At 62.9% G+C, this 11,033-nt stretch carries 12 protein-coding genes; 11 read left to right on the forward strand and 1 reads right to left on the reverse strand.

Annotated elements, in window-relative coordinates; all coding sequences use genetic code 11:
- Positions 1–71 precede the first annotated feature (71 nt).
- The 11 genes from ACX17K_RS19850 to ACX17K_RS19900 all read left to right on the forward strand — a co-directional run bounded on the left by ACX17K_RS19850 (position 72) and on the right by ACX17K_RS19900 (position 10,763).
- Positions 72–1,667, forward strand: coding sequence for an ABC transporter substrate-binding protein (locus ACX17K_RS19850; RefSeq protein WP_231153185.1), 1,596 nt, complete (start codon positions 72–74; stop codon positions 1,665–1,667).
- 412 nt (positions 1,668–2,079) lie between these two features.
- Positions 2,080–3,108: an ABC transporter permease subunit gene (locus ACX17K_RS19855; RefSeq protein WP_021478305.1), complete on the forward strand. Its 1,029-nt coding sequence runs from the start codon at positions 2,080–2,082 to the stop codon at positions 3,106–3,108.
- 13 nt (positions 3,109–3,121) lie between these two features.
- Complete coding sequence (locus ACX17K_RS19860) at positions 3,122–4,042, forward strand: ABC transporter permease subunit (RefSeq protein WP_021478306.1); 921 nt, start codon at positions 3,122–3,124, stop codon at positions 4,040–4,042.
- Between the two features lie 10 nt (positions 4,043–4,052).
- Positions 4,053–5,033 carry an ABC transporter ATP-binding protein gene (locus tag ACX17K_RS19865; protein WP_231153186.1) on the forward strand — a complete coding sequence of 327 codons (981 nt, stop codon included), beginning with the start codon at positions 4,053–4,055 and terminating at the stop codon, positions 5,031–5,033.
- A complete protein-coding gene (locus tag ACX17K_RS19870) occupies positions 5,026–5,997 on the forward strand; it encodes a peptide ABC transporter ATP-binding protein (RefSeq protein WP_493776114.1) in 972 nt (323 codons plus the stop codon). Before ACX17K_RS19865 ends, ACX17K_RS19870 begins: the two co-directional genes overlap by 8 nt.
- Positions 5,998–6,109: 112 nt before the next feature.
- On the forward strand, positions 6,110–6,520 hold the full coding sequence (locus tag ACX17K_RS19875) for a VOC family protein (protein WP_493776115.1): 411 nt from the start codon (positions 6,110–6,112) through the stop codon (positions 6,518–6,520).
- 92 nt (positions 6,521–6,612) lie between these two features.
- Complete coding sequence (coaD, locus tag ACX17K_RS19880; RefSeq protein WP_043149269.1) at positions 6,613–7,143, forward strand: pantetheine-phosphate adenylyltransferase; 531 nt, start codon at positions 6,613–6,615, stop codon at positions 7,141–7,143.
- A gap of 80 nt (positions 7,144–7,223) precedes the next feature.
- Positions 7,224–8,168, forward strand: a complete 945-nt coding sequence (locus ACX17K_RS19885; RefSeq protein WP_493776116.1) for a class I SAM-dependent methyltransferase — start codon at positions 7,224–7,226, stop codon at positions 8,166–8,168.
- 233 nt (positions 8,169–8,401) lie between these two features.
- Positions 8,402–9,604 carry a sodium/glutamate symporter gene (gene gltS / locus ACX17K_RS19890; RefSeq protein WP_231163344.1) on the forward strand — a complete coding sequence of 401 codons (1,203 nt, stop codon included), beginning with the start codon at positions 8,402–8,404 and terminating at the stop codon, positions 9,602–9,604.
- Between the two features lie 127 nt (positions 9,605–9,731).
- Positions 9,732–10,094, forward strand: coding sequence for a thioredoxin (gene trxA / locus ACX17K_RS19895; protein ID WP_493776117.1), 363 nt, complete (start codon positions 9,732–9,734; stop codon positions 10,092–10,094).
- A 117-nt stretch (positions 10,095–10,211) separates the two neighbouring features.
- On the forward strand, positions 10,212–10,763 hold the full coding sequence (locus ACX17K_RS19900) for a glutathione peroxidase (RefSeq protein WP_493776118.1): 552 nt from the start codon (positions 10,212–10,214) through the stop codon (positions 10,761–10,763).
- A gap of 85 nt (positions 10,764–10,848) precedes the next feature.
- Here the strand turns inward: ACX17K_RS19900 and ACX17K_RS19905 are convergent.
- On the reverse strand, positions 10,849–11,033 hold a 185-nt coding region (locus ACX17K_RS19905), incomplete at its 5' end, for a hypothetical protein (RefSeq protein ID WP_493776119.1).

Below are 11,033 nucleotides of genomic sequence, written 5' to 3' on the forward strand. Positions count from 1 at the left end.
CCGAGACCTAAACATGCTCAGGTTGAATATCAGAAAAGACTAATTAGTCTGTACAAAGGAAGGGAAACATTATGCAAACTTTCAAGAAGTTGCTGCTTGCTGGCGCGATTGCTGGGGCTTCCGTGGCATCTCAGGCCGCCGGGACATTGGTGTTTTGTTCCGAGGGCAGCCCGGCGGGTTTCGACCCGGGCCAGTACACCTCCGGCACCGACTTTGACGCCTCGGCCGAAACCGTGTTCAACCGCCTGGTGCAATTCCAGCGCGGCGGCACCAAGGTGATCCCGGGCCTGGCCGAGAAATGGGATGTGTCTTCGGATGGACTGTCCTACACCTTCCATCTGCGCAAGGGCGTGAAGTTCCAGACCACCGACTACTTCAAGCCGACCCGCGAATTCAACGCCGACGACGTGGCCTTCACCTTCGACCGCATGCTCAACAAGGGCAACGCGTTCCGCAAGGCTTATCCGACCGAATTCCCTTACTTCACCGACATGGGCATGGACGCCAACATCGTCAAGGTGGAGAAAGTTGACCCGTACACCATCAAGTTCTCGCTGAAGAAGGTGGATGCCGCCTTCCTGCAGAACCTGGCGATGAGCTTCGCCTCCATCCAGTCCGCCGAATACGCGGACAAGCTGCTGAAGGACGGCAAGCCGCAGCTGATCAACCAGCAACCGGTGGGCACCGGCCCGTTCGTATTCAAGCGCTACCAGAAGGACGCGCAGATCCGCTTCGCCGCCAACAAGGACTACTGGAACAAGGCTGACGGCCCGAAGGTGGACAACCTGGTGTTCGCGATCACCACCGACCCGTCGGTGCGCTACCAGAAGCTGAAGGCCGGCGAGTGCCAGATCACCACCTATCCGCGTCCGACCGACATCGCCGCGATGAAGGCCGATCCGAAGATGAGCGTGATGTCCCAGGCCGGCTTCAACCTTGGCTACCTGGCCTACAACGTCAAGCACAAGCCGCTGGACAAGCTGGAAGTGCGCGAGGCGCTGGACATGGCCATCAATAAGAAGGCCATCCTGCAGGCGGTATACCAGGGCGCCGGCCAGGCCGCGACCAACCCGATGCCGCCGACCCAGTGGTCGTACAACAAGAGCCTGAAGGACGCGCCGTACGACGTGGCCAAGGCCAAGGCGCTGCTGGCCAAGGCCGGTTACCCGAACGGCTTCGACATCTCGCTGTGGGCGATGCCGGTTCAGCGTCCGTACAACCCCAACGCCAAGCTGATGGCGGAAATGGTGCAGGCCGACTGGGCCAAGATCGGCGTCAAGGCCAAGATCACCTCCTATGAGTGGGGCGAGTACCTGAAGCGCGCCAAGGCCGGCGAGCACGACTCGATGCTGATCGGCTGGACCGGCGACAACGGCGATCCGGACAACTGGCTGGGTGTGCTGTTCGGCTGCGACGCGATGAACGGCAACAACTTCTCCAAGTTCTGCTACAAGCCGTTCGAAGACCTGATCCAGAAGGGCAAGGCCACTTCCAACGTCGCCGAGCGTACCAAGCTGTACATGAAGGCGCAGGAGATCGTGAAGCAGCAAGTGCCGATGACCACCATCGCCCACTCCACCGTCAATCAGCCGATGCTGAAGTCGGTGCAGGGCTTCAAGGTCAGCCCGTTCGGCCTGAACTCCTTCTACGGCGTCAGCGTCAAGTAAGCCTGGTTTCAAACAAGGCGTAACCGTAATCGGCGGCGGGGCGCAAGCTCCGTCCGCCTGGCGTAAGTGCCGCCGCATCCAGTCCTCCGGCAGAGAGGGCGGCCGCGGCGGCATGGCAGTGTCTGCACAGGAAAATGGTTAGAGATGGGACGACGGTCGGCCGGCGGTGACGGCGGTTTGACCTGCGTCAAGCGGGATGGGACAGCGCGCTGGTATTGTCTCTCCTGCCGCGACAGTGGATGCAGCTAATGCTGGTGGGTGGTTTAGTTGCCAGTCTGCTGTCCGGCACCCGGTTCTCTCTTTCGCGCCTTCTCGGCGCGTCTTGCGTTTCTACCTTTCCTGTACGGATTCCTTGCACGCGATGTCTAGGTCTGAGGACGCCGCGCCATGCGCGCGTCCGGGAGAGGTTTCCATGTTTTCATTCATCCTGCGGAGGCTGGGCCTGTTGGTGCCCACCTTCTTCGGCATCACGCTGCTGACTTTCGCGCTGATCCGCCTGATCCCCGGCGACCCGGTGGAAGTGATGGTGGGCGAACGCACGCTCGATCCCCAGATGCATGCCGAAGCGCTGCACCGGCTGGGATTGGACAAGCCGCTGTACGCCCAGTACTTCGACTACGTCGTCAATCTGCTGCACGGCAACCTCGGCGAGTCGCTGGTCACCAAGACCAGCGTCTGGACCGAGTTCAAGACCCTGTTCCCCGCCACGCTGGAACTGGCGCTGTCCGCGCTGTTGTTCGCCATGGTGTGGGGGCTGCTGGCCGGCGTGCTGGCCGCCATCAAGCGCGGCTCGATCTTCGACCACGGCGTGATGGGCATTTCGCTGACCGGCTTCTCGATGCCCATCTTCTGGTGGGGCCTGATCCTGATCATGTTCTTCTCGGTCAAGCTGGGCTGGACGCCGGTGTCCGGCCGTATGGACCTGATGTTCGACATCCACCCCAAGACCGGCTTCATGCTGATCGACAGCTGGCTGGCCGAGGCGGCCGATCCCGAGGGCAACGCCGGCGCGTTCAAGAGCGCGCTGTCGCACCTGATCCTGCCGTCCATCGTGCTGGGCACCATCCCGCTGGCGGTGATCGCGCGGATGACCCGTTCGTCGATGCTGGAAGTGCTGCGCGAGGACTACGTCCGCACCGCGCGCGCCAAGGGCCTTTCGCCGGCGCGCGTGATCTTCATCCACACCCTGCGCAACGCGCTGATCCCGGTGCTGACCGTGATCGGCCTGCAAGTGGGCACGCTGATGGGCGGCGCGGTGCTGACCGAGACCATCTTCTCCTGGCCCGGCATCGGCAAATGGCTGATCGACGCCATCGCCCGCCGCGACTACCCGGTGGTGCAGAACGGCATCCTGATGGTGGCCACGTTGGTGATCGTCACCAACTTCGTCGTCGACATCCTGTACGGCATCGCCAATCCGCGCATCCGTCACGCCAAGTAAGCAGGGACGCAACATGAGCCAAACCAATCAAACCGCGGCCGCGCAGACGGCCGACCTGGCGCTGTCCTATCCGTCTCCGCTGAAGGAGTTCTGGCAGGGCTTTTCCCACAACAAGGGCGCGGTCGCCGGCCTCGTTTTCGTGCTGTTCATCGTCGCCTGTGCGCTGTTCGCGCCGCTGATCGCGCCGTACAGCCCGATCGAGCAGTACCGCGACCACATGCTGACGCCGCCGGCCTGGGAAGCCGCCGGCAGCGTCAAGTTCCTGTTCGGCACCGACGAGCTGGGCCGCGACATCCTGTCGCGCCTGATCTACGGCGCGCGGCTGTCGCTGTTCATCGGCCTGATGTCGGTGTTGATGGCGCTGGTGCCGGGCGTGATCCTGGGCCTGTTGGCCGCTTTCTTTCCCAAGGCGCTGGGCGCTTCCATCATGCGTCTGATGGACATCATGATGGCGCTGCCGTCCTTGCTGCTGGCGGTGGCCATCATGGCCATCCTCGGGCCGGGCCTGACCAACGCGATGATCGCCATCGCCACGGTGTCGCTGCCGGCCTATGTGCGGCTGACGCGCGCCTCGGCGATGACCGAGCTGAACCGCGACTACGTGGTGGCGTCCCGCGTCGCCGGCGCCGGTCTCGGCCGCCTGATGTTCGTCACCGTGCTGCCCAACTGCATGGCCCCGCTGATCGTGCACGCCACCATGAGCTTCTCCTCCGCCATCCTCGAAATCGCCGCGCTGGGCTTCCTGGGCCTGGGCGTGCAGCCGCCGACCGCCGAGTGGGGCACCATGCTGGCCTCGGCCCGCGACTACATCGAGAGCGCCTGGTGGGTGGTGACCCTGCCGGGCCTGACCATCCTGCTGTCGGTGCTGGCGATCAACCTGATGGGCGACGGCCTGCGCGACGCGCTGGACCCGAAGCTGAAGCGCGCCGCCTGAGGACAAGAACATGAGTCTGTTGCAAATCAAAAACCTGTCCGTGGAATTCGGATCGGAGAAGAACCCGTTCCGCGCGGTGGAAGGGTTGGAGCTGAATGTCGCCCAGGGCGAGATCGTCGGCATCGTCGGCGAGTCCGGCTCCGGCAAGTCGGTGACCATGATGGCGATGATGGGCCTGCTGGAAGGGCAGGGCCGCATCGTCGCCGACGAACTGAGCTTCGACGGCAAGGACCTGCTGAGCATCTCGGCGCGCGGCCGCCGCAAGATCGTCGGCAAGGACATCTCGATGATCTTCCAGGACCCGATGACGGCGCTGAACCCCAGCTACACCGTCGGCTACCAGATCATGGAAGTGCTGAAGGTGCATCAGGGCCTGCGCGGCGCGGCGTTGAAGGCGCGCGCGCTGGAGCTGATGCAGCTGGTGGAGATTCCGGCCGCCGAGTCGCGGCTCTCCGCCTATCCGCACCAGCTCTCCGGCGGCATGAGCCAGCGCGTCGCCATCGCCATGGCCATCGCCTGCAATCCCAAGCTGTTGATCGCCGACGAGCCGACCACCGCGCTCGACGTGACCATTCAAGCCCAGATCATGGAACTGCTGGTGTCTTTGCAGAAGAGCCAGAACATGGCGCTGATCCTGATCACCCACGATCTGGCCGTGGTGGCCGAGGTCGCGCAGCGGCTGGTGGTGATGTACGCCGGCCAGGTGGCCGAGATGGGCACGGTGCCGGAGATCTTCCGTCATCCGGCCCACCCGTACACCGAGGCGCTGTTGTCGTCCATTCCCGAGCACAGCAAGGGCGCGCGCCGGCTGGCGACGCTGCCCGGCATCGTGCCCGGCCAGTACGACCGGCCCAGCGGCTGTCTGTTGTCGCCGCGCTGCCCGTACGCGCAGGACAATTGCCGCGGCCAGCGGCCCGGATTGACCGCCCACGAACATGGCGCGGTGCGTTGCCACTACCCGTTGCTGGCCAAGGAGAAGCAGCATGGCTAAGGTTTTGCAGGCGGGAGATCTGACCCGTTACTATGATGTGGCGCAGGGCATGTTCAAGCCCAAGGCGCAGGTGAAGGCGCTGGCCGGGGTGTCGTTCGAGCTGGAGGCCGGCCGCACGCTGGCGGTGGTGGGCGAATCCGGCTGCGGCAAGAGCACGCTGGCGCGCCAGCTGACCCTGATCGAGCAGCCGACCTCCGGCTCGCTGATCCTGGACGGCCAGGATGCGGCCAAGGCCAGCGGCGCGGAGCTGAAGGCGATGCGGCGCAAGGTGCAGATGGTGTTCCAGAACCCGTACGGCTCCTTGAACCCGCGCCAGAAGATAGGCGACCAGCTGTCCGAGCCGCTGCTGATCAATACCAATCTGTCGGCGAAGGAGCGGGAAGAGAAGGTGAGGGGCATGATGGCCCGCGTCGGCCTGCGCCCGGAGCACTATTTCCGCTATCCGCACATGTTCTCCGGCGGCCAGCGCCAGCGGATCGCCATCGCCCGCGCGATGATGCTGAACCCCAAGATCGTGGTGGCCGATGAGCCGACCTCGGCGCTGGACGTGTCGATCCAGGCGCAGGTGCTGAACCTGTTCATGGATCTGCAGGAGGAGTTCAACACCGCCTATGTGTTCATTTCGCACAATCTGGCGGTGGTGGAGCATGTCGCCGACGAGCTGATGGTGATGTATCTGGGCCGCGCGGTGGAAGTGGGCGCCAAGGACCGCGTCTACGAACGGCCGCTGCACCCGTACACCCAGGCGCTGTTGTCGGCGACGCCGTCCATCCATCCGGAAGACCGCCGCGTCAAGATCAAGATCGAGGGCGAGCTGCCCAGTCCGCTGAATCCGCCGTCCGGCTGCGCCTTCCACAAGCGCTGCCCGTACGCCAACGAGCGTTGCAAGGCGGAGGTGCCGCAACTACGCGAGCTCGATCAGCGCATGGTGGCCTGCCACCGTGCGGAAGAGATCAACGGCTGAGACCAAATCGGCATCGCGGGCCCGCGGCGATATTCGCTGCGGGCCTTTTTCGTTTCATTGCCATCCAGGCCCGGCGTACACTGGCCTTCCCATCACTGGACGGAGGCTTGCCATGCATGTGTATCCGTATCTGAGTTTCAACGACGGCCGCGCCGAGGCGGCGCTGAACTTCTACCGCGAGGCCTTGAACGGCGAAATCGCCATCCTGATGCGATACGCCGACGCACCCAAGGACGTGCCGTCCATGGGCGACATCAATCCGAACTGGATCATGCATGCGCGGCTGGTGTTCGGCGCCAACGCGCTGATGATTTCGGATACCGATCGGCCAGCGTCGCCCAGTCAGCAAATTTCGCTGTCGATCAACCTGGACGGCGATACCGCGGCGGCGGAGAAGGTTTTCGCCGCGCTGAGCCAGGGCGGCCAGGTGACGCTGCCGCTGCACAGGACGTTCTGGAACGCGCTTTTTGGCTGCTTTAGTGATAAATTCGGCGTCAACTGGATGATCAACTGTCAGTTGTGACCGTTTCTTGACAGTCTGCGCGGCGCGGCGTTATTTTGCCGCGCTGCACAAAAAAATCTTTACCACCCCTCACAACGCAAGATACATTCGTCATGGAAAACACAATCAAAGCCAAAGGGAAACGTCAATTGAAACGAGCCGTCTATGCCGGCAGCTTTGATCCGGTCACCAACGGCCACTTGTGGATGATACGCGAGGCGGTGGAGCTGTTCGACGAACTGATCGTTGCCGTGGGCGTGAATCCGGACAAGCACTGCACCTTCAGCGCCGAGGAAAGGGTCGCGCTGCTGCGCGAAGTGACCACGGGCTTCAGCAAGCTGCGGGTCGAGGTATTCGAAAATCAGTTCCTGGTGAATTACGCGCAGAGCGTCGGCGCCAACTACATCGTGCGCGGCATCCGCACCGCCAGCGACTACGAGTACGAGCGCACGATGCGCTACATCAATTCCGATCTGCACCCGGACATCACCACGCTGTTCCTGCTGCCGCCGCGCGAATACGCCGAGGTGTCGTCGACGATGGTCAAGGGCCTGATCGGCCCCCGCGGCTGGGAGAGCGTGATTCGCCAGTACCTGCCGGAGCCGGTCTATCTCAAGATGCTGTCGATGTACTCCGAGCAATAGCGCCTTATAATGCCGGTTTGAACACCGTGTCGCGCCAGCCTAGGCTGGCGCGTTTGTTTTGCAGCAATCGAGGATACGCCATGCAGGACGTCAGCGCCTTCACCAACCGTCTGGCCAAGAACTACAAGTATTACGCCAAGTGGGCGCGCCGGCAGGGGCTGGACGCCTGGCGCGTCTACGACAAGGATGTGCCGCAGTTCCCGTTCGCGCTGGACATTTATGGTTCGCGGGTTCATCTGCAGGAGTACGACACCGGCTGGGAGATGGGCGACGACGAGTACCGCGCGTGGATAGACGCGGTGGTGGCGGCCATCGCGCAGGTGACCGGGATTCCGGCCGCCGCGGTCACGCTGAAGAACCGCCGCCGGCAGAAGGGCGTCAGCCAGTACGAGAAAGTGGGCGCGGAGGGCGAGGACTTTATCGTCGAGGAATTCGGCCAGCGCTTTGTCGTCAATCTGGACCAGTATCTGGACACCGGCCTGTTTCTCGACCACCGCAACACCCGCAAGCGGGTGCGCGAAGAGGCCGCCGGCAAGCGTTTTCTCAATCTGTTCGCCTATACCGGCAGCTTCACTGTCTATGCCGGCGCCGGCGGCGCGGTTTCCTCGGAGACGGTGGACATGTCCAATACCTACCAGGACTGGTCGCGCCGAAACTTCGAGCTGAACGGGCTGGATCTCGGCAAGCACAAACTGGTGCGCGCCGATGTGTTCCAATATCTGGAAGAAGCGGTGGACGCGGGCAAGCGGTTCGACCTGATCGTGATGGATCCGCCCACCTTCTCCAATTCCAAGAAGATGCGCGACATCCTGGACGTGCAGCGCGACCATGTCTGGCTGATCGACTACGCGATGGCGCTGCTGGCGCCGGGCGGCTGGCTGTACTTCTCCAACAATCTGCGCACTTTCCAGCTCGACGATCGTTTAAGCCAGGATTACCAGATCCAGGATGTCAGCCGGCAGTCGGTGCCGGAAGACTTCCGCAATCGCAAAATCCACCAGTGCTGGCGGATCAGCCGCGCCTGAGCCGGCATCTGATTGATTGTAAAAAGTTTTTACGCGAACTTTTTCGAAGTTTCTCCGCTCCCATAAGGTAGCGCGTTTCCGCATGGAGTCGCCGACCAGCCAGCCGGCGGCCTTCGCGCCGCCTCGCCGCGCAAGCGGCGGGATGTGGAGCGCCTCCATGCCTTCCTGCTTCATCGGTTTGTCTGCGTCGCGCAGCGGCGCGTTTTCGCTCGAAAACGACAATAGGACTACCGATGATCCAACTCGATTTCTACGGCACGCTGGTGGCAGCCTCGCTCGTTCTGCTGCTGGGCCGCAAACTGGTCGCCCATACCGGCGTGCTGCGCACCTATAACATTCCCGAGCCGGTGGCCGGCGGCCTGGTGGTCGCCGCCGCCTTGCTGGCTTGGCGCCAGTTCTCCGGCATCGAGGTGCGCTTCGACGCATCGCTGCAAACGCCGCTGATGCTGGCCTTCTTCGCCGCCATCGGCCTGACCGCCAACCTGGCCAGCTTGAAGCAGGGCGGCAAAACGGTGGGCATCTTCCTCGGCGTGGTGGTGGGCCTGCTACTGGTGCAGAACACGCTGGGCGTGGCGGTGGCCAGCGCGCTGGGCCTGGATCCGCTGATGGGCTTGCTGGCCGGCTCCATCACATTGTCCGGCGGCCACGGCACCGGCGCAGCGTGGAGCGGCACCTTCGCCGACAAGTACGGCCTGGCTTCCGCCGCCGAGCTGGCAATGGCCTGCGCCACCTTCGGCCTGGTGTTGGGGGGTCTGATCGGCGGGCCGGTGGCGCGCTTTCTGGTCAAGCGCGTCAAGACGCCGGGAGCGGAGCACAATGCCGACTCTCCCCCGCGCGGCTTCGAGCAGCCGGACGCGCAGCGGCTGATCACGCCGCATTCCTTCATCGAGACGCTGGCTCTGATCGCTGTCTGTCTGCTGGGCGGCACCTTCATCGGCTCGCTGCTGAAAGGCACCGCGTTCGAGCTACCCACTTTCGTCTGCGTGCTGTTCGTCGGCGTGTTGATCAGCAATGGCCTGTCGGCGCTGGGCTGGTACCGGATTTTTGAGCGCGAGGTGTCGGTGGTGGGCAATGTCAGCCTGTCGCTGTTTCTGGCGCTGGCGCTGATGTCGCTGCGCTTGTGGGACCTGGCGGCGCTGGCGCTGCCTATCTTCTCCTTGTTGTTGCTGCAGACGCTGGCGATGGCGTTGTACGCGGTGTTCGTCACCTTCCGGGTGATGGGGCGCAATTACGACGCGGCGGTGCTGGCCGCCGGCCATTGCGGTTTCGGCCTGGGCGCCACGCCCACCGCCATCGCCAATATGCAGGCGGTTACCGAGCGCTTCGGCCCGTCGCATCTGGCTTTTCTGGTGGTGCCGATGGTGGGGGCCTTCTTCATCGACATCGTCAACGCCATTGTGATCAAGCTGTACCTGGCATTGCCCTTCATCGGCTAAGCGACTATCGGACGGATTGAAAAATACAACCGGGGCGATGCCTTGCAATGGCATGGGCCCGCTCATATCTTGGTCTGAGACAGCCCGCCGCTTGGCGGGCCAAACGATTCACAGAAAGAGAGCCGCCATGTCCTATATCAACCTCACCGCCGACAACTTCAACGCCAGGATGAAGGAAGAAGGGCTGGTCATCCTGGATTTCTGGGCGCCATGGTGTGGTCCCTGCAAGATGTTCGGCCCGGTGTTCGAAGCCGCCTCCGAAAAGCACGGTGACATCGTGTTCGGCAAAATCGATACCGAGTCCGAGCGCGATCTGGCCGCCCACTTCAATATCCGCTCCATTCCGACGCTGATCGCGGTCAAGGATGGCGTGATGGTGTTCAACCAGGCCGGCGCGCTGATGGCCGGCCAGTTCGAACAGTTGATCCAGAGCCTGCGCGACCTGGATATGGACAAGGTGCGAGCGGACATCGCCAGCCAGCCGGAATGACAGGGCGAGGGCGTGAGCCTTCGCGATATGAGACGATAGGGCAATGCATGGGCGCATTGCCCTATTCTTATATGAAGCGAGCGCCGAACCATCTGCCGGTTTGGCAAGGAGGATGCGATGAAACGCTGGGGAGTCGTATTGATGTTGTGGGGGCAGGCCGTGCTGGCTGCTTGTCCCGCTTTGCTGAACCATACCGTGCCGGGGCTGATGGGCGGGCAGATCAACCTGTGCCAATATGCCGACCGGCCGCTGCTGGTGGTGAACACCGCCAGCCATTGCGGCTTCACGCCGCAGTTCACCCAGTTGGAGTCTCTATATAAGCAGTACGGTCCGCGCGGACTGATGGTGGTGGGTTTCCCCAGCAATGACTTCCTGCAGGAGCTGGACAGCAACAGCGAGATCGGCGCGTTCTGCCAGGCCAATTACGGCGTGACCTTCCCGATGGCGGGTAAGGGGCATGTCAGGGGCGCGGATGCCCAGCCGGTGTTCAAGGACTTGATCGCCGCCACCGACGACGCGCCGATGTGGAACTTCCACAAGTATCTGGTCTTGCCCGGCGCCAGCAAGGTGATCAGCATCGGCACCCGCACCAAACCGGACGCGCCGGAAGTGGTCAACGCCTTTTTGCCGTATTTGCAGCCGGAAACGCAGGCTGCGGCCAAGCCATAGCAAGGCCGCCACCCTATCGAAGCGCCGCTTTCAAGCGGCGTTTTGCGTTTTGATGAAAATCCCTCCCAGTCCCTTTTCTTGCAAATCAACGACTTGCGCGTGCTGGCCGAAGAAAGTTCATTTTTTCTCGCAAAAGGTGTTGACGGATGTGGGGCCCGGGCGTATAGTTCGCCTCCTCAGCTGACGCAGCGAACGAAACAGCGGAAACGAAACGGTTCCGGTGAAGACGACGCAGCGGATGGCACTGCTCTTTAACAGAACGAATAACCG

The organism is Chromobacterium sp. INPA-IVC (genome assembly GCF_059047085.1).

Bases quoted from the DNA above. Each gene is read 5' to 3' on its own strand.
- ACX17K_RS19865 (WP_231153186.1), top strand. From the start codon at position 4,053: ATGAGTCTGTTGCAAATCAAAAACCTGTCCGTGGAATTCGGATCGGAG.
- gltS (WP_231163344.1), top strand. From the start codon at position 8,402: ATGATCCAACTCGATTTCTACGGCACGCTGGTGGCAGCCTCGCTCGTT.
- trxA (WP_493776117.1), top strand. From the start codon at position 9,732: ATGTCCTATATCAACCTCACCGCCGACAACTTCAACGCCAGGATGAAG.
- ACX17K_RS19860 (WP_021478306.1), top strand. From the start codon at position 3,122: ATGAGCCAAACCAATCAAACCGCGGCCGCGCAGACGGCCGACCTGGCG.
- ACX17K_RS19875 (WP_493776115.1), top strand. From the start codon at position 6,110: ATGCATGTGTATCCGTATCTGAGTTTCAACGACGGCCGCGCCGAGGCG.
- ACX17K_RS19850 (WP_231153185.1), top strand. From the start codon at position 72: ATGCAAACTTTCAAGAAGTTGCTGCTTGCTGGCGCGATTGCTGGGGCT.
- ACX17K_RS19885 (WP_493776116.1), top strand. From the start codon at position 7,224: ATGCAGGACGTCAGCGCCTTCACCAACCGTCTGGCCAAGAACTACAAG.
- coaD (WP_043149269.1), top strand. From the start codon at position 6,613: ATGGAAAACACAATCAAAGCCAAAGGGAAACGTCAATTGAAACGAGCC.
- ACX17K_RS19900 (WP_493776118.1), top strand. From the start codon at position 10,212: ATGAAACGCTGGGGAGTCGTATTGATGTTGTGGGGGCAGGCCGTGCTG.
- ACX17K_RS19855 (WP_021478305.1), top strand. From the start codon at position 2,080: ATGTTTTCATTCATCCTGCGGAGGCTGGGCCTGTTGGTGCCCACCTTC.
- ACX17K_RS19870 (WP_493776114.1), top strand. From the start codon at position 5,026: ATGGCTAAGGTTTTGCAGGCGGGAGATCTGACCCGTTACTATGATGTG.